This is a genomic window from Thioclava sp. 'Guangxiensis' (assembly GCF_045348365.1).
Lineage (GTDB): Bacteria > Pseudomonadota > Alphaproteobacteria > Rhodobacterales > Rhodobacteraceae > Thioclava > Thioclava kandeliae.
In genome coordinates this window covers 2516496-2539234 of the sequence record NZ_CP155822.1, presented here as the reverse complement: position 1 = coordinate 2539234, position 22739 = coordinate 2516496, and the positions used below count along the sequence as shown (strand labels likewise).

Annotated in this window: 26 protein-coding genes; 17 read left to right on the top strand and 9 right to left on the bottom strand. The window is 56.9% G+C overall.

The annotated features are described in order from the left end of the window. Nucleotides 1-35 precede the first annotated feature (35 nt). Nucleotides 36-473 carry a hypothetical protein gene (locus tag ABEB22_RS12520; protein ID WP_406870438.1) on the top strand — a complete coding sequence of 146 codons (438 nt, stop codon included), beginning with the start codon at nt 36-38 and terminating at the stop codon, nt 471-473. A gap of 999 nt (nt 474-1472) precedes the next feature. Then, the gene (locus ABEB22_RS12515) at nt 1473-3257 is read left to right on the top strand and encodes a helix-turn-helix domain-containing protein (RefSeq protein ID WP_406870437.1); all 1785 of its coding nucleotides are present in this window, start codon (nt 1473-1475) and stop codon (nt 3255-3257) included. 49 nt (nt 3258-3306) lie between these two features. Here the strand turns inward: ABEB22_RS12515 and ABEB22_RS12510 are convergent, their stop codons facing one another. From ABEB22_RS12510 to ABEB22_RS12500, 3 genes are all read right to left on the bottom strand, one after another. Next, nucleotides 3307-4782 (bottom strand): helix-turn-helix domain-containing protein, encoded by a 1476-nt coding sequence (locus ABEB22_RS12510; RefSeq protein WP_406870436.1) that lies wholly within the window; start codon nt 4780-4782, stop codon nt 3307-3309. 277 nt (nt 4783-5059) lie between these two features. Then, on the bottom strand, nt 5060-5488 hold the full coding sequence (locus ABEB22_RS12505; RefSeq protein ID WP_406870435.1) for an N-acetyltransferase family protein: 429 nt from the start codon (nt 5486-5488) through the stop codon (nt 5060-5062). 338 nt (nt 5489-5826) lie between these two features. Next, complete coding sequence (locus ABEB22_RS12500; protein WP_406870434.1) at nt 5827-6906, bottom strand: tyrosine-type recombinase/integrase; 1080 nt, start codon at nt 6904-6906, stop codon at nt 5827-5829. A 98-nt stretch (nt 6907-7004) separates the two neighbouring features. On the opposite strand from ABEB22_RS12500, the gene dusA reads away from it, so the two are divergent. Both dusA and ABEB22_RS12490 read left to right on the top strand, forming a co-directional pair. Then, nucleotides 7005-8042 (top strand): tRNA dihydrouridine(20/20a) synthase DusA, encoded by a 1038-nt coding sequence (gene dusA, locus ABEB22_RS12495; RefSeq protein WP_406870433.1) that lies wholly within the window; start codon nt 7005-7007, stop codon nt 8040-8042. 47 nt (nt 8043-8089) lie between these two features. Beyond that, a complete protein-coding gene (locus tag ABEB22_RS12490) occupies nt 8090-8905 on the top strand; it encodes a sulfite exporter TauE/SafE family protein (RefSeq protein WP_406870432.1) in 816 nt (271 codons plus the stop codon). A 15-nt stretch (nt 8906-8920) separates the two neighbouring features. Here the strand turns inward: ABEB22_RS12490 and mazG are convergent, their stop codons facing one another. After that, a complete protein-coding gene (mazG, locus tag ABEB22_RS12485; RefSeq protein WP_406870431.1) occupies nt 8921-9766 on the bottom strand; it encodes a nucleoside triphosphate pyrophosphohydrolase in 846 nt (281 codons plus the stop codon). 336 nt (nt 9767-10102) lie between these two features. Between mazG and ABEB22_RS12480 the strand changes: the two genes are divergently transcribed. The 12 genes from ABEB22_RS12480 to grxB all read left to right on the top strand — a co-directional run bounded on the left by ABEB22_RS12480 (nt 10103) and on the right by grxB (nt 18845). Beyond that, on the top strand, nt 10103-10582 hold the full coding sequence (locus ABEB22_RS12480; RefSeq protein WP_339112510.1) for a hypothetical protein: 480 nt from the start codon (nt 10103-10105) through the stop codon (nt 10580-10582). 466 nt (nt 10583-11048) lie between these two features. After that, complete coding sequence (locus tag ABEB22_RS12475; protein ID WP_406870430.1) at nt 11049-11570, top strand: hypothetical protein; 522 nt, start codon at nt 11049-11051, stop codon at nt 11568-11570. Nucleotides 11571-11948: 378 nt separating this feature from the next. Next, complete coding sequence (gene yajC, locus ABEB22_RS12470; RefSeq protein ID WP_339112512.1) at nt 11949-12287, top strand: preprotein translocase subunit YajC; 339 nt, start codon at nt 11949-11951, stop codon at nt 12285-12287. 17 nt (nt 12288-12304) lie between these two features. Next, complete coding sequence (gene secD, locus ABEB22_RS12465) at nt 12305-13969, top strand: protein translocase subunit SecD (protein WP_339112513.1); 1665 nt, start codon at nt 12305-12307, stop codon at nt 13967-13969. Between the two features lie 13 nt (nt 13970-13982). Further along, complete coding sequence (gene secF, locus ABEB22_RS12460; protein ID WP_406870429.1) at nt 13983-14963, top strand: protein translocase subunit SecF; 981 nt, start codon at nt 13983-13985, stop codon at nt 14961-14963. Nucleotides 14964-14978: 15 nt separating this feature from the next. Beyond that, entirely contained in the window at nt 14979-15362 is a 384-nt protein-coding gene (locus ABEB22_RS12455; protein ID WP_339112515.1) for an Mth938-like domain-containing protein, read from the top strand. 4 nt (nt 15363-15366) lie between these two features. Beyond that, complete coding sequence (ccmA, locus tag ABEB22_RS12450; protein ID WP_339112516.1) at nt 15367-16002, top strand: heme ABC exporter ATP-binding protein CcmA; 636 nt, start codon at nt 15367-15369, stop codon at nt 16000-16002. Next, entirely contained in the window at nt 15999-16655 is a 657-nt protein-coding gene (gene ccmB, locus ABEB22_RS12445) for a heme exporter protein CcmB (RefSeq protein WP_339112517.1), read from the top strand. The genes ccmA and ccmB overlap by 4 nt, the downstream gene beginning before the upstream one ends. 66 nt (nt 16656-16721) lie before the next feature. Further along, nucleotides 16722-17450, top strand: a complete 729-nt coding sequence (locus ABEB22_RS12440) for a heme ABC transporter permease (RefSeq protein ID WP_339112518.1) — start codon at nt 16722-16724, stop codon at nt 17448-17450. Then, the gene (gene ccmD / locus ABEB22_RS12435; RefSeq protein WP_339112519.1) at nt 17450-17611 is read left to right on the top strand and encodes a heme exporter protein CcmD; all 162 of its coding nucleotides are present in this window, start codon (nt 17450-17452) and stop codon (nt 17609-17611) included. Before ABEB22_RS12440 ends, ccmD begins: the two co-directional genes overlap by 1 nt. Continuing rightward, nucleotides 17604-18131, top strand: a complete 528-nt coding sequence (locus tag ABEB22_RS12430; protein ID WP_339112520.1) for a DsbE family thiol:disulfide interchange protein — start codon at nt 17604-17606, stop codon at nt 18129-18131. The genes ccmD and ABEB22_RS12430 overlap by 8 nt, the downstream gene beginning before the upstream one ends. Before the next feature lie 75 nt (nt 18132-18206). Further along, entirely contained in the window at nt 18207-18845 is a 639-nt protein-coding gene (gene grxB / locus ABEB22_RS12425) for a glutaredoxin 2 (RefSeq protein WP_406870428.1), read from the top strand. Nucleotides 18846-19020: 175 nt separating this feature from the next. Here the strand turns inward: grxB and ABEB22_RS12420 are convergent, their stop codons facing one another. Both ABEB22_RS12420 and hpt read right to left on the bottom strand, forming a co-directional pair. Then, the gene (locus ABEB22_RS12420) at nt 19021-19200 is read right to left on the bottom strand and encodes a hypothetical protein (protein WP_339112522.1); all 180 of its coding nucleotides are present in this window, start codon (nt 19198-19200) and stop codon (nt 19021-19023) included. Then, nucleotides 19197-19745, bottom strand: a complete 549-nt coding sequence (gene hpt, locus ABEB22_RS12415) for a hypoxanthine phosphoribosyltransferase (RefSeq protein ID WP_339112523.1) — start codon at nt 19743-19745, stop codon at nt 19197-19199. The genes ABEB22_RS12420 and hpt overlap by 4 nt, the downstream gene beginning before the upstream one ends. A 110-nt stretch (nt 19746-19855) precedes the next feature. On the opposite strand from hpt, the gene ABEB22_RS12410 reads away from it, so the two are divergent. Beyond that, complete coding sequence (locus ABEB22_RS12410) at nt 19856-20311, top strand: type II toxin-antitoxin system RatA family toxin (RefSeq protein WP_406870427.1); 456 nt, start codon at nt 19856-19858, stop codon at nt 20309-20311. Between the two features lie 59 nt (nt 20312-20370). Here ABEB22_RS12410 and ABEB22_RS12405 read toward each other — a convergent pair whose 3' ends face one another. From ABEB22_RS12405 to ABEB22_RS12395, 3 genes are all read right to left on the bottom strand, one after another. Then, nucleotides 20371-21549, bottom strand: coding sequence for an ammonium transporter (locus ABEB22_RS12405; RefSeq protein WP_350933972.1), 1179 nt, complete (start codon nt 21547-21549; stop codon nt 20371-20373). A gap of 177 nt (nt 21550-21726) precedes the next feature. Further along, entirely contained in the window at nt 21727-22200 is a 474-nt protein-coding gene (locus ABEB22_RS12400) for a CinA family protein (RefSeq protein WP_350933970.1), read from the bottom strand. Between the two features lie 13 nt (nt 22201-22213). Next, nucleotides 22214-22705, bottom strand: coding sequence for a phosphatidylglycerophosphatase A (locus ABEB22_RS12395; RefSeq protein WP_339112527.1), 492 nt, complete (start codon nt 22703-22705; stop codon nt 22214-22216). Nucleotides 22706-22739: the final 34 nt, after the last annotated feature.

The following is a 22739-nucleotide window of genomic DNA, read 5'->3' as shown; positions in this document are numbered from 1 at the left end:
TATGTAAGCTGAGACCTTTGTATAGAGAGGCATAAATGAATTTTGCATACGGCAAAAGATGCATTTCGTTAGAGTTCGCTTGCAGCGCGTGTGAGCCGGTTCGTGCTCATCTGCAAGATGATTTGATGTCGTGGATCATCGACTGTCAGCAACTCGCCAATGACTCTTATCGCGTTGATCTGCCGCAAGACTTTAATTTGTTATTTGGTAGTATTGTTCTACTCGGCCCCGACTTTCGTCAAAGCGTTGGCTATGATATTAAGTTTGTAGAATATGAACTTTCTAAAGTCGGTAAAATCAGGCACTGGCTTAATCATTATCGGAAAAAGTCTCCGGCGCTAATTGAAGAGGCTTGGGTAATAAAAATGCTTTTGAACAGGTGCCTGCCATTTACCATGGAGTACCTGTACATGAAGCGCGAGTTGAACGAGGTTGTCGCTCAGCTTGGTGGTGATTTTTTGAATTTGGAATGATGCGAACAGGGTAATTTGGTTCGTCTCGATCCGGTGGCAGCCAGTAGCCATCCGAAGCGCTGTGAACAAATTCGTACGTACTGCCCTCCGAAGGCAGTAGCCTATATGCGCCGAAGTGCGACAGCCCCGAAGTGTTCAGTCGCGTTTGTGCGCACTAACTAGCCCTTCTTCAATGCTCCGAGCTCGGCCATGCGCCTCGGGATACATCCATGTTGCCCAAAGCCAGCATGCGTCTTTGTCGAAGCTAAAATCATAGCGGACTCGGCCTACTGCAAGCCTATCGCGGTAGATGGTCCTGCCGTCATCTTTAGTGCCGGTCAACTTGGTTCTCTTCCGAATCCATGACGTCATTTCGTGGGACAAGTGCTTTCTAACCTATTGTTTTCATTTCCGCGCCTCCGTGTGTTTCAGTGGACATAGGTTTATTGATAACATGAGAAAAAAGCACGGTGCCAGTAGCCCGCCGCCCTCTTCGAACTTCACTGCGGATCGGGCACCATGCGAGAATATGGGCGGAAAGCGGTCTCTCGCTGCGGATGCAAAGATGAAAATAGAAATGGTCAAACCGGACTTTCGTCGATTGTTACAGTCCATCTGATACTTGTTAAGCTACTGATATCTTGCTAACTTTATTCAATCCATCAACATGGTCCTTGTTTTCGAGAAATCGGAGAGCAGAGAAGCGGGTGGCCATGATGCCGACCGCTTCGACCTCATGCCGGGTAACCTACTCGGCAAATATCACTCGTACAGCGCTATCACAGCAGCGGCAAAAGCGATGACTACCGCTCCCCCTGAGACATCCATTCCCAATGTCGCTGCTACCGACAGCGATGCGGCTAACAGAGACAGTTTCTTGCTACTTTGCATTTTGACAATCCTTCATCAAAGAGAGACTGTCGACCGGTCGACAAATTTGTTGCGCCACCAATATTTACAGGGTCTTGAAATGGCTCGGATGCGGATCATTTGCGCCCGGCATGCGGAAAATATGCGGATATGAACGAAAACACATTTGGTGCCCTTTTGGGGCGGTTGGTTTACGCCAAACGAAAAACTCTCGGTTTAACGCAACTTCAGCTCGCTGAGGATGCCTTTGGGACTGCGAGAAAAACACGCCGAATTAGCGAACTTGAAAGCGGACAGGTTGCTAATCCTCATGCAAAGACAATCGACCCCATTATTGTCACTCTGGGCATCAGTGAAGCAGAACTGGGGGAATGCGCAAAAGCCGCGGTGAGCGAACCCGATCCAAAGCTAAACGCAGCCTATTCTGAAGCTAACGAGTTGCTCGATAAGTTGGCTGAGCAGTTCGACAACAGTAACCCGGATGCTAGTTTGACTGAACTCGGTGAGTTTCTGGACGCAAAGGCCAAAGAATATTTCGACCTCAAAGCGAAGATCAGCGCGTTCGAAAGCCCAGATCGCGAGACAGAAGCACTAATAGAATCTGCAATGACGGCTTTGGAGAAAGGCGACTTTTCTTCCGTGGACAACCTGCTCTGCGAAGCAGAAGAAGTTCAGCTCAAGTCAAAAACACTTGAACAAGTAGGCAAGCAAGCATCGTTGCGTGTGCTGCGTGGAGACGCCCACTTTATGTCCGGAAGCCTAAATGAGTGCTTTGAAATGTACAAAAGTGCTGCATTGTTTTTTGAGCCCTTCGACTCTCATGCAATGTTAGCGAGTTTCCAGAACCTAGCTCGAGGCGTGTACGAGTCAGGCAGACGATCTCTAGAACCAGCGTATTGGATTGCGGCGAAGCTACTCGAAGAGGCGCTTTTGCGGACCAGCGCCGACGATGATCCGGCGACTATTGGGGGGATTCACTATCGCTTAAGTCTGATCCTTCGAAATCAGCACGTCTCAGAACCAGAGGAAAATCAGGAAAATACGCTTAAGAAAGCTACTGACCATGCAAGAAGTGCCGTCGTCACCTTGTCTAAAGCGGAACAGTCGTTTGATCTAGCATCCTCACAAATTTCTCTCGGAAATTGTTTGTCTGATACTGTCCGATTGAAAGGTGACGCAAAAATTGGGGCTCAGGCAATAGGTGTTTTTGAGGAGGCGAAGAAGACTATTTCTACTGACGGTGATCTGGACGCTCTCATGGGGCATGCTTGTGGCGGGTTGGCAGCGGTTGTTTTACGAACCTTCGCGGCAAATCCGTCTCCTTCACAAGAGGCGGAAACATATGAAAAAGCCGTAGTTGAATACGAGGAGGCGCTTGCCGCCGCAGGACGCTCAAAAGACCAAGAAGTCTGGGGGACGGCTCAGCTAAATCTTGCGCGCCTATATTCCAACAAAGCAAAGGGGGATAATCTCGCACCTAATGAAGCTCAGTTTTTGAGGATTCGTTCAATTTCCAGCTTCTTGGCAGCCATAGAAACATATCCCGAAGTTCAATTTCCTCAGCCCTTTGCAGAGGCTCATTTCTGGATGGCAGAAACCCTCTTTGATCATGGGTTGCACGCCGAAGATGCCCTATTTGAGCTTTATTTTATGCGAGCCATCCACTCTTTCACGCAGGCAGCGGAAGTCTTTACGGAGCAAACCGATCCCCAACGGTGGGCGCACATACAATGTAGACTTGGCAGCATTCTTGGGAATCATGCGCGGCGAGCAAGCTCCGATGTTGCAAAACACGATCTGGAACAGGCTATTTCATATTTTAAAGAAGGAGTACGAGTCTTTAAACTATGCGGTTACACCGAAGGGGTAACGTCCAGCGAAAAAAATATTCTCTTACTTAAGGACGAACAAGAACGCCTCAATTTCGACCAGTAAACGCTTTCTATTGTTCGGAAAAATTCGCATGCTTGATTGAACGCTGCTTCTAATCCCGCAAAGGTGGCAAGAAAAAAATCTCATCAACTCTTGCGGCGGCTTTGAAGACTGCGCCCTTCAAGCTGGAGTTTCCTTCTGCTCTCAAAAACATTCTCTGGAGCAAATCCAAGACGTCTTGCATGTGTTCGAAATTGGCAGGGAGACCTGCAATCGCCCGAGCAATAGCAGGGTCTTCGTGTGTGTCTTCTAATTCGTCGAAATTTCCTTGTTGGATTTCCTGCAAAATAGGTGCTGCTTGGCCGGACGCTTGTTTAAATGCACTCAGCTCGCCGCGAAGTCGCTCAAGTGCCTTCGCCTTTGAGTTGGCGTAAACAGCGTCTGTCTGTAACAACGCCTCAATTGCCGCTTCGACCGAGACTTTGGCATGGCCGATGAAATAAAATATGGGAAGCCACTGCCGCTGCACCAGAGCCGACTCGCGAACAAACTCCATTGGTGAACGCACATGTTCCTGTGCAAGGAATGCTCGTAGAGCTGTATCCGCAGTGAGAACGCGATTTTCGATCCGTTCCCTAATTTGCCCATCGGGTTCGATTGCTCTGACATCTCCTATCAGGCGCAAGGCGGGAGCACCTTCTACTTCCTCAAACTCCCCTTCGCGGATGAATTCTAATTGATCTGCTAGGTTTCGATCAATCATCACCTTGGTGTCATCGGCCTCAATGGTGCCTTCGCGGGTATCGACTATCAGTGAGTTTTGAAGTCCAATGTCTGCGACGCGCTGTGCCGACTTCAGAAGTTTTGACTGACTAGCTTGGTCACGTTCACGCAGCAATATGAGCAGATCGCCGGCGCTGATTTTTGCGGATTGACCTGAAGAACGAAATAGGATTGTGCCGCCTTCGAGGCCGTCACCGTCTCGACTGACGATTATTGGGGGTTCGGCATATTTTTCGACATAAATTACTCCAACATTCATACCGCCAATTTTAATTGTGAGCTTAATAAAGTCCGGTGTCGGAGTTAGAAATGTTTTCACCTTTTGGCTAATGTACACAATGTCAGTGTTTTGAAAAGATTCGTCCGCCAAACCTACAACTTTACAGCCCTCATCTTCAATGCCGATAAAAACATAGCCCCCTTTGTTGTTTGCTAGAGCAGCAATGGCTTTGATGATGGGCGTCATTTTCTTAGGGTTGAACGTTTCTTTACACTCCTGCCGGGTCGTTTCTCCGTCACGAAGCCTCCAACTTCCGTCAGCATGTTGTTCAAATAGCGCAACTGCAGTTTCAGAGATTGTGGGTGGTTTCGCGTCTTTTTCGTTGACGGCAACACCGACACCGCCAGCTTTGAAGTCGTTCAGGAACGCATCAAGCTCTTGGTCCGTCGCTGATGGAATTTGGGGACCGTAGGTACCGTTTCGGATTTGGCTGATTCTACCCGAATTAACTGGGCGGTCTTGGCGATTGAAATAAAATTGAATGTCCACGTTCCGTTCACCGCGCGCCAACAATGCTTTGATCAAGCCAATTTCTTCGTCCGTTATGCTTCGAGCCATTTGGGGCCTCAAACTTGTTCAATCAATAATTGCAACCACTTTGAGGATGTCTGCGCAGGGTGCAAGCCCTTGCACCTGATAGGCGCAACGAAAGTCCGGAATGTAGGCTGCAACTGCGGCACCTAGGCAACGAGGTAGATGTCGGGTTTGGGCCGAAAGCGCCGGTAGGGTGGCGCGGGCTCCGGATTGAGTTGCCGCGCCGCCGCTAGTCAGCTTGGAGCCTGTCACGTTGAGGACATGATGATCACTCTGATGTCGGACTTGATCGAGCGGCTAATGCTTTGAGCGCATCTCCGGAGAGTTCGAACGCGACCTTATTGGCTGGCACCGCACCCAAGCCTTTATAGAAGCGTTGTGCAGGAGTATTATCGCTTCCAGTCATCCATTCCATCCAGTCATATCCTTGTGAAATGCACGACTGTGCAACGAATGCCATAAGGATTTCGGCACACCCTTTCCGACGATGCGCCTCAGCAACGTAAATCTGCTGAAGGTATGCAAATGATTGTAGGCCAGCGACGGGATAGAGAATGCCGAAGCTTACGAAGCCAATGATGTCCTCACCTTCGGTCGCGACGACTAGCTGAACATTTTCCGATTGGCGAACTATGTCTGCCGCAAGATCCCCTTTAACAGCCAACGGACGTGTGTAGAACGCTACCATTTCATGCATTACTACGGCTAAAGCAGGTGCATCTGCGATTTGGAACTCTCTAGCTATTATCATAATTCACCGTTTTCGTAATATTGTTGAGTGACAGGTCTGTCCGAACTTTCAACTTTGACCTACCAGATCATGCAGCACAATGCCGCCGATAGCCGGTTCGGGGAAGCTGCGCTGCGGCAGAGGCGACCCTCATGAAGACCCTTCAGGGCCGTTTCGGGCAAATTTAGAAAAAGTGCCCCATGCCATCTTTTTGCGAGGGGCACTTTGCGCATAACATTCTGAGACTGCGATGCACGAAAATACAACTGGTAGGCCTGGAGGCATTTGATGCCGCAACCTCTTCATTAGGAAGAAGCAGCAGTTTTCGGCGTCCACTTCCAGCCCGCCCAGCGATCCCCCGTTTGTCTCAGGTGTGCGTACCGCTGCAGGCTCGACCATGACCGGTGACCGGAAACGCTGGCGGCCTGAGGTATGGTTTTCCCCATCTCGAACTGGCGCGATACTCCTTCATGCCGCAGATCATGGAAATGGAGATCCTCGATCCCGAGAAACTTGCAGGCACGGGTGAATGCTGCGGTGATGGCGGTGGCTTTGTACGGGAAGATCTGCGCGGCTGTCTGCGGCATGCTGCGAATGATCGCCTCGGCCTCGGGCGGCAGATCGACCCATACGTCATTGCCCCACTTCTGACCGGGGTGTTTCATGTCCTCGACCAGAATACGTCCTGGTTCGAGATGTTCCCATTTGATGCGTGTGATTTCGTCCTGGCGGCGAGTAGAGAACAGCGCGAAGGCGCAGATGCGGTGCATGGGCATTGCATTGGCGCGCTTCGACCGCTCCGCGAAGTGCTGCATCAGGGCATCCATTTCGGCGATTGTCGGGCGTCGATCTCGCTTTGCGGATTTTTGCGTCATCCCGAGCCGCTTTGACACGATCATAGCGGCCTTCATTTCGTTGGGATCAAGCGGCATCTTCCAAGCGGGGCCAGCGATCTGGAAGATTGCCGACAGATGGGACAGGTAATTCGCCACCGTTTGCGGCTGCCGCCCTCCGGCGAGAAGCTCCTGGGCAAATTCAACGATATCCTTTGAATGGATATCTTCGCAGACCATGTCAGCGATCGCGTAACGTTTGATCGCATCGAGAACTTGGGCCTTGGTGCGACCGATTTGTTGCTCGGACTGTGCCAGGTATTTATCGATTGCGTCTGCCAGCGTTGCTGTGTTGCGCTTAGTGCGGCTTAGCTTCTCGAAGCCGTTCGGGCGTTGCAGTTCTGCTTCCTTCCGGCGCAGCCAAGCCTCTGCTGCGGAGCGCCTATCAAAGCTTGAAGATGTGGACACGCTCTTGCCATCTCGCATTACGCGGACTTGTGCGGTATAGACCACCGAGCCATCTTGGCGGCGTCTTTCTGAGATGGTGCCCATTTGCTAAAACCCCGTGCTACAATTTGCTAAAATTTAGCAACTGCAAAACGGATACCAACAAGAACCACTGTAAACAAACGGAAATCTAACGGCCCACTATGACGGAACAGAGCGACAAAAAAGCCAATTTTATTAATGAAAACAATAGCTTTAGGCTCTCCGTGGCTCCTATGATGGACTGGACCGACAGGCATTGTCGTTTCTTCCATCGCCAGATCTCGCATCACGCTCTGCTTTATACCGAAATGGTCACCGCGCCTGCGATCGTGCATGGCGACCGCTCCAAGCTTCTCGATTATAATACGCCCGAACATCCGGTGGCCCTGCAGCTGGGCGGGTCTGATCCTGCGGAATTGCGCGAGGCCACGTGGATCGCCAATGACTGGGGCTATGACGAGGTCAATCTCAATTGCGGCTGTCCGTCGGACCGCGTGCAATCGGGGGCTTTTGGCGCCGTGCTGATGAAGACGCCCGAGCTGGTGGCCGAATGCGTGGCCGAGATGCGGGCCGTGGCCCATGCCGAGGTCACCGTGAAATGCCGCATCGGGGTAGATGATCAGGCCCCTTACGAGGTGCTCCCGCGTTTTCTCGAGACGGTGTCGGCCGCGGGCGTCACGCGCTTTACCATCCATGCCCGCAAGGCGTGGCTCCAAGGATTGTCGCCCAAGGACAACCGCGAGATCCCGCCGCTCGACTATCCGCTCGTCGAGCGGATGAAGGCCGAGTATCCGCATCTCAATATTTCGCTGAATGGCGGCCTTGCCACATTGGCTGCGGCTGAGGAGGCACTGGCGCGCGGGCTCGACGGCGCGATGGTCGGGCGCGCGGCCTATCACGAGCCGATGGAGATTCTTGGCGCGGCCGATCAGCGACTCTGGGGGCAGGGCGCGCCGCGTGATCCTTTTGAAATTGCGGAAACCATGGTGCCTTACATCGATAATCACCTTGCTCACGGTGGACGCTTGCATCAGATTACGCGCCATATGCTCGGCCTGTTCCATGGCAAGCCCGGCGCGCGGCGGTATCGCCAGATCCTGTCCGAAGGGGCGACCCGCACGGGTGCCGATAGTGCGCTTTTCGTTCAGGCGGTAGGGGCGGTGGCGCAGGCCATGCGCGCGCAGTCCGAGCAAGACTGACCGGTCCGTCACGGGCCTTTTGTAACACTCCGGAGCCACACGCGCCTATGACCGACCCTGCTACACTCATCCCGCTCGTTCTTATCCTGATCGCAACAGGTGCCTTTGCCGGTGTGCTGGCGGGGCTTCTGGGGGTCGGGGGCGGTATCGTATTGGTGCCTGCCTTCTTCTACCTGTTCTCGGCATTGGGCTATGGCTCGAACGACCTGATGCAGGTCTGCGTGGCAACCTCGCTTGCCACCATCATCGTGACGTCCTGCCGCTCTGTGCTGGCGCATAACAAACGCGGCGCGGTGGAATGGTCGATCCTGAAAGCATGGGCATGGCTGATTGCTATCGGTGCGCTGGTGGGCGTTCTTGTCGTGCATCAGCTAAGCACTTCCGCGCTGCAGGTCATCTTTGCGGTGATGGTCTTTGTGATCGCTATGTATATGCTCTTTGGCAAATCGACCTGGCGGCTGGCCGAGGAGATGCCGGGTCTCGGGCGCCGGATGATCTATGCGCCGCTGACGGGTCTGGTCTCGGTGCTGCTCGGGATTGGCGGCGGCTCGATCGGCACGCCGCTGATGACGCTGCATGGTGTGCCGATCCACCGTGCGGTGGCGACGGCCTCGGGGTTCGGGGTGATCATCGCCGTGCCCTCGGCCATCGGTTTCCTGCTGACCCCGGTCAGCGATGCGCCGCCCTATACGATCGGTGCGGTCAATATCCCCGCCTTCCTCATCGTGATCGCCACCACCACACTGACGGCCCCCTTGGGCGCCGCACTTGCGCATAAGCTGGACCCCAAGATACTCAAGCGTGTCTTTGCCGTCTTCCTTGCTCTGGTCGCGCTGAACATGGCGCGCAAGGTGCTGTTCTGAGCGGGCCTGCGGGGATCATTTGATCCCCGCAGCCTTTGCCTTGTCCCAGAGCGCGTCCATCTCGGCCAGATCACTCTGCTCGGGCGTCTTGCCTGAAGCGCGCAGGCTGTCCTCGATATAGCCGAAGCGGCGGGTGAACTTGGTATTGGCCGCGCGCAGGCAGGCCTCGGGGTCGAGCTTCAGATGCCGCCCGAGATTGACCATCACGAAGAGCAGATCGCCATATTCCTCGGCCATCTCCTCAGGGCCCAGCTCGTCGCGCGCCTCGGCCAGTTCGTCGGCCTCTTCCGCGATCTTGGCTAGAACATCGCCGATATCGGACCAGTCAAAGCCTACCCGTGCGGCGCGTTTTTGCAGCTTGAGCGCACGGGTCAGCGCGGGCAGGGCCAGCGCCACATCATCCAGAACACCGGTGGGCTTTTCCGCGATCCCTTTGGCCGCGCGCTCGGCGGCCTTGATTTTCTCCCAATCGAGCGTCTGCTGGGCCGAGGATTTGTCACGGCTCTCGGTGCCGAAGACATGGGGATGGCGATGCACCATCTTGTTGTTGATGGCACTGAGCACCTGCGTCACATCGAAGAGCCCGCGATCCTTGGCGATCTGCGCGTGGAAGACCACCTGCAGCGCCAGATCACCCAGCTCGGCAGGCAGCTCGTCCCATGCCTCGCGCTCGATCGCATCGGCCACCTCATGCGCCTCCTCGAGCGTATAGGGCGCGATGGAGGCGAAATCCTGCTCGATATCCCAAGGGCAACCGGTCTGGGGATCGCGCAGGTTCTCCATGATGGCCATGAGTCGCTGGAACTGGTGGCCGGCCTGCTGTGTGTCATCGGTAATGATTGGATCATCGGGGCGGGCCATGGCGGAGCCTTTCTTTCATACAGGGTCGTGGTCTTTATCCGGTCCTGCATTTGGAGAGTCCAGAGCGGGCGGAAGAATGCGATCAAAACGGGAACAAATTCACCTTGCGTTAAGCGGACCCTACTAGTGTCAACCATGAAGACCGCGCCAGCCAGGCGAGGTCGGGGGCCAGAAGTCTCCGGATATCGTGTGACACGAAGTGTCATCTCTTCGCTTGGCACAAGGTCGCATCATCCTCGAACGGGATGGAGCGGGGACGTGGTTGTTTGGGGTCCGTGATTTCGGGTCTTCTGGCGAGAGCCGCAACAATTGTGCACCAAGAAGGGATGACTGGTGATGTTTGCAGATGTGAAACCCCAGAACGGGCGCCTCGGGGGCCCGTCGGAACGACTGCCGATGACCGAGCTTGTCGCGCGCCATAGCTACCTGCGCGATCTGTCCGACAAGATGCTCTCCGAACAGGAAGCCCATTCGCTCGAACTGCAGCGCGAGATCGTTGCCATCGGAGAGGATGCGTCTCTGGGCGAGGGGGGGGCGGCACGTAATGCCGATATCAAACTCGCCGAGATCGACGAGCTGGAGCAGGAGATCCGTATCATCGGCTATCAGATGGCACTGATCGAGGATGTAATCTTTGAGACCCCTCCGCGCGATGCGGCCGAAGCACTTTCTAAGCTGCGCTTTTTGTCTGGGCAGATGCAGGACGGATACGAGTTCTCGCCCGATTACTTTGCCAATGTGATGGAGGAATGCTCGGATCTGCTGTCCGAGACCGGCTTTGCCGGTGTCGATAGTGTCAGCGCCCTTCCTCATTGACCCTGCTTCAGGCGCCCTCAGGGGCGCCTTTTTCCATGCTTGCGGCGCCTATAGCCGTCTGTAGCACCTGATCCGATTCTCTTCCTCGCAGAATCACGGTTGATCTCGCCTTTGTTTCCAGTTCCGAACTGATCTCATTTCTGGCCGTGCCTGTGTCGAAATGGGGCAAGGCCTGCCTGATTAGTAAATAAAGGGTAAAGATTTACCTCCGGATCTCGCCCGAAAATCGCCGCCTTATTTCTGCCATCCGATTTTAAATTCTAATTTACTGAAAATTATAAGAAAATTGGATGCGCCATCATGTTAACGATATTTAACCACCTGCCGGTCATCGTTAATGAATTGGTAACCAAGTGGGAAACAATGCCTTTCTTCCTCCCTCATTTGGCCAAGCGGACCCGCAATTATAGGGTCATCGGCAGCAAGACAGGGCTGGCTGCCACAGGCGAACAGAAGGACGAATACGATGCAGAACGCAGTCAACTTCCAGACCACCGGTGCTCCTCAGGCGGAGCGCAAGGACACCAAGTCGCTGATCGAGCTGATCCGCCGCTATGACTATATCGAGGGTCTGTGCGATCGCGTTCTGACCGAGCAGCAGGCCAAGATGTCGCGCTATCACCAGATGATCAGCGAAGAGCGCATCAAATCCGCCCTGCGTGGCACCATGGATATCCCGGAGCGTCCTCCCGTTCATACCAGCGAGACCGCAGAGATCGAAGAACTCGAGACCGAGGTCCGCATCTATCGCTACCAGCTCAACACGCTGGAAAGCGTAATCTATGAAACCGAACCTTCCAACCTTAAGGAAGCTCTCGCCAAACTGCGTTTCATCGCCCGCCTTGTGGTCGATGGCGTCGAATTCGAAAGCGATTTCTTTGCCTTCATGATCGAGGAATGTACCGATATCGCCGAGATGAGCGCGCAGGATATGGTCGGCGCAGAACGTGCCAAGCTGCAGACCCTGATCAACCAGCAGACCCTCTGACCCTGCCTCGGGTGGTCAGATCACCCCTGTGACCACCCCATATCGCCGTGATCTTCCGCAACTGCGGGTGATGACACATCTTTCGCCGAGGATCCTGTCCGGGATCACCCCGCCCGGGGTTGGCAGCTCTCCCCCGGGTTTCACCCCCACCCACCCCGGACAGGAACTCCGCGCGCGCCAGAACGGCGCATGGGCCTCGGGCCAGCCGAAACTTTCCTGACATTTGCGTGTGAGCGTCGGATACATGATGTATTCCGGCGCCTTGTTCGTTACGAGGGCGGCAGAAACTTGCCAACCCTCCAAGGCCCCTATAGGGTGCGCGCCGGATACAAAGGCGCGTCTCGCGCCCTCTGGCCCTAAGGAAAGGACCCAAAGTCAATGTTCGCGACTCCCGCATATGCTCAGGCAGCTGGCGCAGCCCCCGGTGGTATGGCCGCTCTCGGTCAGTTTTTGCCGCTGATCCTGATCTTCGTCATCATGTATTTCCTGCTGATCCGTCCGCAGCAGAAAAAGGCGAAACAACACCGCCAGATGGTCGAAGCCCTGCGTCGCGGCGACGAGGTCGTGACCCAAGGCGGGATCATGGGCAAGGTTACCAATGTGCGTGAAGACGGCACGGTCGAGGTCGAGATCGCGGCTGGCGTGAAAGTGCGCGTTGTGAAATCGACCATCGGTCAGGTTGTGTCCAAGACCGAACCCGCTGCTGAAGCGAAATAAGAACGAAGGCGCCGGCCATGCTGCATATCCCGCTTTGGAAGCGTATTCTCATCATTGCCCTATGTGTCATAGGGCTTGCGATGGCCGCGCCAAATATCTTCTATTCCAAGGTGGAGGGGCATAATGATGCGGTCTCTACCCTGGAAAAAACCGATGCGCTGAGCGATGACCAGCAGGCGGCCATGGATGCATGGCCCAGCTGGCTGCCCAGCGGTCTTGTCAATCTGGGTCTCGACCTTCGTGGCGGGGCCCATCTTCTGGCCGAAGTCCAGCTTTCGGATGTCTATGCCGCGCGGATGAAATCGCTCTGGCCCGAGATGCGCACGGCCTTGGCCAAGGACCGTTCGACTATCGGCGCGATCCGCCGTGTCGAAAGCGCCGATGACGAGCTGAAGATCCAGATCGGCAATGCCGACCAGATCCAGACCGCCGTCGCTACCGCAAAAACCCTTGCGTCCCCGATCACCTCGCTTTCGGGTGTGGGGCAGGATGACCTCGATATCTCGGGTCAGGGTGATATTATCACCGTCAAACTCTCGGATGCCGAGAAGCAGGCCACCGATGACCGCACGATGCAGCAATCGCTGGAAATCGTGCGTCGCCGGATCGATGCCGCGGGCACCCGCGAACCCACCATCGCGCGTCAGGGCTCCGACCGTATCCTCATCGAAGTGCCCGGCATCGGCTCGGCACAGGAGCTGAAGGATCTGATCGGCACGACCGCGCAGCTGAACTTCATGCAGGTCAATGGCACAACGCAGAATGCCGATGCCAGCGCCGGTCAGGGCAATATCCTCGTGCCCGATGCCGAGCGTGAGGGCCTCTATTATATCCTTGGCGACGTGCCGGTTGTCTCGGGCGACGCGCTGACCGACGCCAAAGCCGCCACCGACCAGAACGGCTATCCGGCGGTGAGCTTCCGCTTCAACACCACCGGTGCGCGCCAGTTCGGCGATTTCACCGCCAGCCATATCGGCGAGCCCTTCGCCATCGTGCTCGATAACGAGGTGATCTCCGCGCCCACAATCCAGACCCATATCGCGGGTGGTTCGGGCATCATCACCGGTAATTTCACCATCCAGCAATCAACCGATCTGGCGCTCCTGCTGCGTTCGGGCGCGCTGCCGGCCAAGCTGAACTTCCTCGAGGAACGCACCATCGGTCCGGAACTCGGCGCCGACTCGATCCGCGCGGGCGCGATTGCGGCCGTGGTGGGCCTCACGCTCGTCGTGGCCTATATGATCGCAAGCTACGGTCTCTTCGGAACCTTCGCCTCGGTGGCGCTCCTGATCAATATCGGGCTGCTCTTCGGCATCATGTCGATGATCGGCGGCACGCTGACGCTGCCCGGTATCGCGGGGATCGTGCTGACTATGGGCACGGCGGTGGATGCCAACGTGCTGATCTACGAGCGGATCCGTGAGGAGCTGAAGCGGGTCAAAGGCCCCGCCCGCGCCATCGAGATCGGTTACGAGAAGGCGATGTCGGCCATCATCGACGCCAATGTCACCACCTTCCTGACCGCCGTCATCCTCTTCGTTCTGGGTGCAGGTCCGGTGCGCGGCTTCGCCGTGACGCTGATCATCGGGATCGTGACCTCGGTCTTTACCGCCATCTGGGTGACGCGTCTGTTTGTCGTCACATGGTTCGGCCGCCGCCGTCCCAAAACGCTAGATCTCTGAAGGAGCGAAACCAATGGCATTCCGTCTCAAGCTCGTTCCAGACGAGACCAAGTTCGACTTTTTCAAACACCAGCTGATCACCTTCTGGGGCTCCATGGTGCTGATGGCGGTGGCGCTGGTCATCACCTTCGTCATGGGCCTCAATCTCGGTATCGATTTCCGCGGTGGCACCACCATCCGCGCCGAGAGCAGCGAGGAAGTCGATGTGGGCGCATGGCGTAACGCGCTGCAGTCGCTCGATCTGGGCGATGTGGTGATCACGCAGGTCTATGACCCGTCCTTCGATGCCGACCAGCATGTGGCCGAAATCCGTATCCAGGCGCAGGATGACGAGGGCTCGGTCAGCCCGCAAACCGTGTCCGCTATCGATACCGCGATCAAGGGCGTTGCACCCGATGTGAAATTCACCGCAACCGAATCCGTGGGCCCCAAGGTTTCGGGCGAGCTGATCAAGACCGCGATCCTGTCGGTCCTGGCCGCGGCCGCCGCGATCCTGATCTATATCTGGTTGCGCTTCGAGTGGCAGTTTGCCGTGGGTGCCGTGCTGGCGCTGCTGCACGATTTGCTGATCACCGTAGGCGTCTTCTCCCTCTTCGAGATCAAGTTCGACCTGACGATCATCGCGGCGCTTCTGACCATTCTGGGCTATTCGATCAACGACACCGTGGTGGTCTTCGACCGCTTGCGCGAGAACCTGATCAAATACAAGACGATGCCGCTGCGCGAGGTGATGAACATCTCGGTCAACGAGACGCTCTCGCGCACGGTCATGACCTCGGGCACCACGCTGCTGGCACTGATCTCTATGCTTGTGCTGGGCGGTGATGTGATCCGTGGCTTCGTCTTCGCGATGACCTTTGGCGTGCTGATCGGGACCTATTCCTCGGTCTTCGTGGCCAAAAATATCGTGCTGATGATCGGCCTGAACCGGACCGAGAAAAAGGATCCTGCCGAGGAATTCTTCGACAAGACCACCAAAGCCGAGACCAAGTAAGCGATAGGTGCCGCGATGCAGATGACCGAAGCCAGCTTTTCCGGAGCCCTGCCCATCGATGGATACGGGCCGGGGTTCTTCCGGATCGGCGGCGAGGTGCGTCGCGGCGCGCAACTGGTTTACGGGGCAGGGGTTGCCGATTGGGGCGGGTTCGAGGACCTTGATCCCATTCGCGCGCTGGTCGGCAAAATCGATGTGCTCTTTGTGGGCATGGGCGCCGATATCGCTTTTCCGCCCGCCGCGTTTACCGCCGCCATCGAGGAACTGGGCCTGATGCCCGAACCGATGTCGAGCCCCTCTGCCGCGCGCAGCTATAATGTTCTCCTGACCGAAGGCCGCCGCGTGGCTGTAGCGCTTCTGCCCATGCCGGGTGATCTTCCGCCCGAATTGCAGGGCTGAGATAATGGCTCTTCTCAGTGTCGAAGATCTCAGCGTCGCCCGTGCGGGGGTGCCGATCCTCTCGGGCGTTTCCTTCACCATGGATCGCGGTGAGGCGCTTGTTCTGCGCGGCCCCAACGGCATCGGCAAGACGACCCTTCTGCGCACCATCGCCGGATTGCAGCCGCCGCTTGGCGGGCAGATGTCGCTTGCTGCCGAGGCGATGGCTTATGCGGGGCATTCCGACGGGCTCAAATCCACGCTGAGTGTGACCGAGAACCTGACATTTTGGGCCGATATCTATGCGACGCGCAGGATCGATCATGCGCTGTCTTTGATGAATCTCGAGGCGCTGGCGGATCGCGCCGCCCATAGTCTGTCGGCGGGGCAGAAGCGCCGCCTCGGCCTTGCGCGGCTTCTGGTGACCGGCCGCCCGATCTGGGTGCTCGACGAGCCGACCGTCTCGCTCGATCAGGCATCGGTGGCGCTCTTTGCAGAGGCCATCCGCGCGCATCTTGTCTCGGGCGGCGCCGCTCTCATGGCCACCCATATCGATCTGGGTCTGCCCGAGGCGCGCGTGCTGGAGCTGGCGCCTTTCCGTGCCGATCCGCTGGCACCGCCTACCGGTCTGACCGGTGGCTTTGACGAGGCCTTCCTATGAGAGCACTCCTTCTTCGGGACTTGCGTCTGGCCTTCCGCGCGGGCGGCGGCTTCGGGCTCGGTCTGGCCTTTTTCCTGATCGTGGTCACGCTGGTGCCCTTCGGGGTTGGTCCGCAGGCCGAGGTGCTTGCCCGTATTGCGCCCGGCATCCTCTGGGTCGGCGCGCTTCTGGCCTGTCTTCTCTCGCTCGACCGGATCTTCGCGCTCGATTACGAGGATGGCTCGCTCGACCTTCTGGCCACCGCGCCGATGCCGATGGAGGCCGTTGTGTCCATGAAGGCCTTGGCGCATTGGCTGACCACGGGCCTGCCGCTGGTGATCGCCTCGCCCTTGTTCGGGTTGCTTCTGCATCTCGATCCGCAAGGCTATGTCTGGCTGGTGCTGGCGCTTCTTCTGGGCACACCCGCGCTCTCGGTTCTGGGTACGTTCGGGGCCGCCCTCACCGTGGGGATCAAACGCGGGGGGCTTCTGCTATCGCTTCTGGTGCTGCCGCTCTATGTGCCGACGCTCATCTTTGGTGCCGAGCTGGTGCGGCGCGGAGCGCAGGGTATGAGTGTCGAGGCCCCCGCCTTCGTGCTGGCAGGGATCACATTGGCGTCGGCGGCGCTGGTCCCGTTTGCATCTGCCGCAGCAATCCGCGTAAATCTGAGGTAAATCAAGGCCACCTGCGCCCGTGGCGGGCGAAAGGTAGCCCATGTCCGTTGAAAGGTTCCGCCACCGATGTCGATCTGGGAATACGCCAATCCGGTCAAGTTCATGCGAACGACCGATAAGCTGCTGCCATTCGTGGTAGCCCTCACGATCCTGACCCTCGTCCCGGGGCTGGTCTGGGGCTTTTTTTTCACGCCCGCTGCCGATAATTTCGGTTCCAGCGTGAAAGTCATCTATGTCCATGTGCCCTCGGCGATGATGGCGATCAATATATGGATCATGATGCTGGTGGCCTCGCTGATCTGGATCATCCGCCGCCACCATGTCTCGGCACTGGCGGCCAAGGCTGCGGCGCCTGTGGGGATGGTGATGACGCTGATCGCGCTGGTGACCGGTGCGATCTGGGGCGAACCAATGTGGGGCACATGGTGGGCATGGGATCCGCGCCTGACCTCCTTCCTGATCCTCTTCCTCTTCTATCTCGGCTATATGGCGCTCTGGGCAGCGATCGATAACCCCGATACGGCGGCTGACCTGACGGGTGTGCTGTGCCTTGTGGGCTCGGTCTTTGCGCTTCTGTCGCGCTATGCGGTGAATTTCTGGAATCAGGGGCTGCATCAGGGCGCGACCCTGTCGATGGATCGCGAGCAGCATATCGCGGATGTCTACTGGTTCCCGCTGTTGCTGTGTATGGTGGGCTTTGGGCTATTGTTCCTGACCCTTGTGCTGGTGCGAACCCGCACCGAGATCCGTCGCCGCAGGCTCCACGCACTCGAACAAAGGGAGCGGATGGTCTGATGCTCGATCTTGGAAAATACGAATATACGGTCCTTCTGAGCTGGGGCGCCTGCCTGGTATTGCTGGCCGTGGTGATCGGCGTGACGCTCTGGCAGAGCCGCCGTGTGAAGGCCGCTCTGGCGCGGCAAGAGGCGCGCATGGAGGAGATCCGCAATGGTTAAGCCTCTTATGCTGGCGCCGCCGCTGGTCTTTGCGGCCCTTGCGGGGATGTTCATCTGGGGCATGTCGCGGCAGGACCCGAGCCAGCTGCCCACGGCCTTTGCCGGCAAGCCGGCGCCCGAGGTGCAGCTGAGCGCCTTGGGGACGCTTCCCGAATTTTCCAGCGCCGATCTGAAAGACGGCAAGGTAAAGCTGGTGAATTTCTGGGCCTCATGGTGCGCGCCCTGTCGGGTGGAACATCCCAATCTGGAATCGCTTGCCGGACAGGGGGTCCAGATACTTGGTGTGAACTATAAGGATAACCCAGATAAGGCACTGGCGTTTTTGGATAGTTTGGGTAATCCTTTCGCGCGTGCCGGGCAGGATCCCGAGGGCCAGATGGCGCTTAACTGGGGCGTCTATGGCGTGCCGGAAACCTTTGTCGTGGATGGGGATGGAAAGGTGCTGATGCGCTATGCCGGCCCTCTGACCGATGATGTTATTTCCCAGAAAATTCAGCCGCTTCTGGGGCAATCCGAATAAACAGCGAAGCTTCAGAGGTTTTCTTCCGCGGCAGGATCGCTAGGGTCTAGGGATATGCCTTCGAAAGGAGCTCTCATGAAGCTGTTCGTTTATGATCATTGTCCGTTCTGCGTGCGTGCGCGTATCCCCTTCGGTCTGAAAGACATTCCCTTCGATCTTGGGTTTCAGTTGAATGATGATGAAGAGACGCCGATCCGTATGATCGGGGCCAAAATGCTTCCCATCTTGCAAGATGATGGGAAGTATATGGGCGAGAGCCTTGATATTGTTCACTATCTTGATGCGATCGACGGGCTTCCGGTTTTTGGGGGCGCGCCCGATCCAGCTTTGGTCGAGTGGCTGGAGAAATGGAACGATGTGATCAATGATCTGGTAATTCCACGCACCCCGGACCCGGTCTATCCGGAATTCGCGACCCCCGAAGCGATCGCCTATTTCACGCGCAAGAAAACCGCCACCTTTGGTGATTTCGACGGTTTGAAGGCCAGAACGCCGGAGTTGATTGCATCTCTCGAGCTGGGGCTCGAGGCGCTGGTGCCGCTACTGCCGGATGCCGAGGGGGCCTCGATCAACGATATCCTGCTCTTTCCGGTTTTGCGGTCGCTTTCTGTGATGGACGGGATCCGCTATCCCGCCGCAGTCGATGCCTATCGCCACCGGATGGCTGAACGAAGCGGTGTGCCGTTGGTCGGTGCGCTTCGCGCGTCTTGTTAAGTATTCCAAACCGGTTTGGAGGTTTTTCAAACCGGTTTGGAATACCCTTACCATGTAATTTTTCGATATGCCATGGGCCTAATTGAGACTGTAGGGATTATCACGCGCATGGTCCTCAGGTTTTTGCCATTATCGCCATCCAAAGCGCTTTGATTAGCCTTCAAAGCGCTTTGGATTAGTTAATCCGATGCCGGCCACCCGGTTGCATCTGCGCCCAATCCGGCCAAAGCCCGAGCCAATCGAGCCCCAGTATGAGCAGCGCACAGGCCGCGACGATCAGGACGATCCGCACCTGACGTTTGGAAGGAGGATGGCGAACCCATTTCGCCATCCGGAAGAACCAGATGAGGTTCATTGTACGTCATCCAGAAATCTAACCGTCCCGATATAGGGCAGGTTCCGGTGGCTCTGCGCGAAGTCCAGACCATAGCCGATTACGAACTCGTCGGGGATCTCGAAGCCGCACCAGTCAGCCTTCACATCGACCTCGCGCCGCGAGGGCTTGTCAAGCATCGCGCAGCAGGCGATCTTTCGTGGACCGCGTGCCCGCAGCATCTCCATGATCTTCGAGATCGTATGGCCGGTATCGACGATATCCTCGACCACAAGCACATCCCGACCGCCGATATTTCCGCGTAAATCCTTCAGAACACGAACTTCCCGTGAGGAGGTTGTCTCGTTTCCATAGCTTGACGCCTCGAGGAAATCGACCTCGCAGGGCAGGTCGATCTCGCGGATCAGATCGGCTATGAACACAAAAGATCCACGCAGAAGCCCTATCACCACCAGTTTGTCAGTGCCTTGGAAATGTTCGGTAATCTCGGCGGCCAGAGTTTCGACCCGTGCCGCGATCTGCTTGGCCGAGATAAAGGTTTCGATCTCATAGGGACGATCAGTCATCGTATTGCGCTCCTTTGCAGAGCCGGTCCGGTTGATCGGCTCTTGAATCTCCCTTCGTTTATCGCAAGTAAAGGGGCGGCGAAACAAGGGTAACGGGAAGAAGGTCGGCTATGCCTAAACAATCTGACAGCCGCGTGCTGCCGTATACGGCACAGCAAATGTATGATTTGGTGGCTGATGTGCAGAGCTATCCCAAATTTCTGCCATGGAATTCCGCGGCGCGGATCCGCTCGACGACTGAGCAGCCCGATGGATCCACGGTGATGCTTGCGGATCTTGTAATCTCTTTCAAAGTCTTCCGCGAGCGCTTTGGCTCGCGCGTGACGCTCTGGCCCGAGACAAGGCATATTGACACCGAATATCTTGACGGGCCGTTCAAATATCTCAAAAGCACCTGGGATTTCGAGGATCTGCCCGAGGGCGGCTGCAAGGTTGATTTCTTTGTTGATTTCGAGTTCAAGAACAAGATCTTGCAAGGCGTTATTGGCACGGTTTTCAATGAGGCAATGCGCCGGATCGTGAAGGCCTTCGAGGACCGCGCACACGATCTATACGGTGTGAAGTAAATACGCCAACCGGTTGCCAGACAGATAAAAAGCCGCCCCGAGGGGCGGCTTTTCCGGTCTCAGGATGTATGGTCGTAGGCGCGTTCGCCATGGGCGGCGAGATCGAGCCCGCTATTCTCGTCTTCCGAGGAGACTCGCATCGGGAAGACGAGACCGACGAGCTTGGCGATGATCCAGCTGAGGACGATCGTATAGACGCCCACCATGATGAGTGCGCCCAGTTGGGCGATCCATGCGCCATGGCCCAGAGCCGCGATCATGATAGTGCCGAAAATTCCACCCACGCCGTGCACGGCAAATACATCGAGCGAGTCGTCGATCTTCAGCCGGTCGCGGAGCAGGATCACGGCTTCCTGACACAGAATACCGGCGATGGCGCCTATCAGGAGCGCCTCCAGAGGGCCAACATAGCCGGAGGCGGGGGTGATGGAGGCCAGTCCCGCGATCGTGCCGGTCACCAGACCGATCAGGCTGGATTTGCCGAATTTGATCCGCTCCCAGAGCGCCCAGGAGAGTGAGGCGGCGGCCGCGGAAATATGGGTGACGGTGATCGCCATTGCCGCGCCACCATCGGCGGCAAGCTGCGAGCCACCATTGAAACCGAACCAACCGACCCAGAGCATGCCTGCACCGATGGCCACCAACACCGGCGCATGCGGCGGGGTGTGACGTTTCGCGCGCGGTCCGACCATGACGGCCAGAAGAAGGGCTGCGAGGGCTGCGGTTTCGTGCACGACGATGCCGCCTGCGAAATCCTTGGTGCCGACCGCGCCGAAGATGCCTCCATCGGCCATCATGCCACCGCCCCAGATCCAGTGTGTAACCGGCGCGTAAACGGCGAGTAGCCACAGGGCACAAAAGCTCAGCACAAAGGCAAAATTGATCCGCTCGACAAAAGCGCCTAGGATCAGTGCCGGAGTGATGATCGCGAAGGTCATCTGGAAAGCGAAGAAGCAGATTTCGGGAATTGTCCCCCGGAGATCGTCAGGGGTGATGCCGATGAGGGCGAATTTGCCCAAACCGCCCCAGAAACCGTCGCCGCTGCCGAAGGCCATCGAATAGCCGAAGAGCAGCCAAAGGAGGCTCATCAGACAGGCAACGGCAAAACATTGCATGAATACCGAGAGCACGTTTCGCGCCCTGACAAGACCGCCATAGAACAGGGCAAGCCCTGGTAATGTCATGAACAGGACCAAGGCTGTCGCAACCATGACCCATGCCGTATCTGCTCCGCTCATCCGATTTCCTCCGTGAAAGATCGCGCCGAGGCGGCATATATCCTATGGAAGACCGGTAAAGGGACAAATCGCCAATAATGGCGGTTAATATGTAGTCGTTATGAAGAAAGATTACATATTGTGCATAAATTTCGGCTCCATGATCAATTTTGCGCCGAAATAAAAATATAAATATGCTTATTTAACAGACGTCAGGATTAAAGAAAGGGCGTGTTCACGGGTGTGGTGGCGGACAAGTCCGCGTCCGATTGCACCGTATTCGCAGGTCCATGTCTGTGGCGGGGCCCCTGTGCGGGCCAGTCCGAAACAGACGCGGCCTTCGGGTTTGTGCTCGGAGCCTCCGGGACCCGCGATGCCCGTGACCGAAACGGCAATCGCTGCCCGGCTATGGGCGAGGGCGCCTGCGGCCATAGCCGACGCGACCTCTTCCGAGACAGCACCATACTGGGCGATGGTTTCTGCGGGCACGCCCAGCATCTCGGTCTTGGCCGCGTTGGAATAGGTGACAAAGCCACGCTCGAACACGGCAGAGGATCCTGCGATATCGGTCAGTGCCGCCGCGATCATGCCGCCTGTGCAACTTTCAGCTGTGGCAATCATGAGGCCTCTGGCTTTGGCGGCGGCTATTACGAGGGGGGCAAGATCGGACATGGCGGCCTCCGGCTCAGGACATCAGGATCAGGGGGATATGGTAGAGGGCTGCGAGGATGATCGTGCAGATGCCGGCAAAGACGCCGGCGATCAGATCGTCCAGCATCACGCCCTGCGGTGTATGCAGACGGTCCGCCCAACCCACGAGTGACGGCTTCCAGATATCGAAGAGCCGGAACAGCAGGAAGGCCGCGATAGGCCCCGGCCAGACCATGGACATATCGCGCATGTAGAAGCCCACTGCAGGGAACAGCATGGCCAGCCAGAGCCCTGCGACCTCGTCGATCACGATCTCGGACGGATCATCGGAGGGGCGGTCCTTCAGCTCGGCAGGGACCGTGATGAACCCCACTACCGTTGCCAGAACAAAGGCAATAACCAGCGGCCAGAAGCCCAGCCAATGCTCTATCGCCCAGCCGACGATCAACGCGGCAAGCGACCCCCAAGTGCCCGAGGCCGGTTTCAGCTTGCCCGACCAGAAGAAGGTATTGATGAAATTCAGCATGGATGTCTCCTTGGGGGCGCAGATAGGACGGCGA

Excerpts from the sequence above, each read along its gene's own strand:
- mazG (WP_406870431.1), bottom strand. The coding sequence starts at position 9,766 with ATGGCCCGCCCCGATGATCCAATCATTACCGATGACACACAGCAGGCC.
- dusA (WP_406870433.1), top strand. The coding sequence starts at position 7,005 with ATGACGGAACAGAGCGACAAAAAAGCCAATTTTATTAATGAAAACAAT.
- ABEB22_RS12405 (WP_350933972.1), bottom strand. The coding sequence starts at position 21,549 with ATGAGCGGAGCAGATACGGCATGGGTCATGGTTGCGACAGCCTTGGTC.
- ABEB22_RS12500 (WP_406870434.1), bottom strand. The coding sequence starts at position 6,906 with ATGGGCACCATCTCAGAAAGACGCCGCCAAGATGGCTCGGTGGTCTAT.
- ABEB22_RS12475 (WP_406870430.1), top strand. The coding sequence starts at position 11,049 with ATGCAGAACGCAGTCAACTTCCAGACCACCGGTGCTCCTCAGGCGGAG.
- ABEB22_RS12440 (WP_339112518.1), top strand. The coding sequence starts at position 16,722 with ATGTCGATCTGGGAATACGCCAATCCGGTCAAGTTCATGCGAACGACC.
- ccmD (WP_339112519.1), top strand. The coding sequence starts at position 17,450 with ATGCTCGATCTTGGAAAATACGAATATACGGTCCTTCTGAGCTGGGGC.
- yajC (WP_339112512.1), top strand. The coding sequence starts at position 11,949 with ATGTTCGCGACTCCCGCATATGCTCAGGCAGCTGGCGCAGCCCCCGGT.
- ccmB (WP_339112517.1), top strand. The coding sequence starts at position 15,999 with ATGAGAGCACTCCTTCTTCGGGACTTGCGTCTGGCCTTCCGCGCGGGC.
- secD (WP_339112513.1), top strand. The coding sequence starts at position 12,305 with ATGCTGCATATCCCGCTTTGGAAGCGTATTCTCATCATTGCCCTATGT.
- ABEB22_RS12395 (WP_339112527.1), bottom strand. The coding sequence starts at position 22,705 with ATGCTGAATTTCATCAATACCTTCTTCTGGTCGGGCAAGCTGAAACCG.
- grxB (WP_406870428.1), top strand. The coding sequence starts at position 18,207 with ATGAAGCTGTTCGTTTATGATCATTGTCCGTTCTGCGTGCGTGCGCGT.
- ABEB22_RS12455 (WP_339112515.1), top strand. The coding sequence starts at position 14,979 with ATGCAGATGACCGAAGCCAGCTTTTCCGGAGCCCTGCCCATCGATGGA.
- ccmA (WP_339112516.1), top strand. The coding sequence starts at position 15,367 with ATGGCTCTTCTCAGTGTCGAAGATCTCAGCGTCGCCCGTGCGGGGGTG.
- secF (WP_406870429.1), top strand. The coding sequence starts at position 13,983 with ATGGCATTCCGTCTCAAGCTCGTTCCAGACGAGACCAAGTTCGACTTT.
- ABEB22_RS12400 (WP_350933970.1), bottom strand. The coding sequence starts at position 22,200 with ATGTCCGATCTTGCCCCCCTCGTAATAGCCGCCGCCAAAGCCAGAGGC.
- ABEB22_RS12410 (WP_406870427.1), top strand. The coding sequence starts at position 19,856 with ATGCCTAAACAATCTGACAGCCGCGTGCTGCCGTATACGGCACAGCAA.
- ABEB22_RS12490 (WP_406870432.1), top strand. The coding sequence starts at position 8,090 with ATGACCGACCCTGCTACACTCATCCCGCTCGTTCTTATCCTGATCGCA.
- ABEB22_RS12430 (WP_339112520.1), top strand. The coding sequence starts at position 17,604 with ATGGTTAAGCCTCTTATGCTGGCGCCGCCGCTGGTCTTTGCGGCCCTT.
- ABEB22_RS12515 (WP_406870437.1), top strand. The coding sequence starts at position 1,473 with ATGAACGAAAACACATTTGGTGCCCTTTTGGGGCGGTTGGTTTACGCC.
- ABEB22_RS12420 (WP_339112522.1), bottom strand. The coding sequence starts at position 19,200 with ATGAACCTCATCTGGTTCTTCCGGATGGCGAAATGGGTTCGCCATCCT.
- ABEB22_RS12505 (WP_406870435.1), bottom strand. The coding sequence starts at position 5,488 with ATGCATGAAATGGTAGCGTTCTACACACGTCCGTTGGCTGTTAAAGGG.
- hpt (WP_339112523.1), bottom strand. The coding sequence starts at position 19,745 with ATGACTGATCGTCCCTATGAGATCGAAACCTTTATCTCGGCCAAGCAG.
- ABEB22_RS12520 (WP_406870438.1), top strand. The coding sequence starts at position 36 with ATGAATTTTGCATACGGCAAAAGATGCATTTCGTTAGAGTTCGCTTGC.
- ABEB22_RS12480 (WP_339112510.1), top strand. The coding sequence starts at position 10,103 with ATGTTTGCAGATGTGAAACCCCAGAACGGGCGCCTCGGGGGCCCGTCG.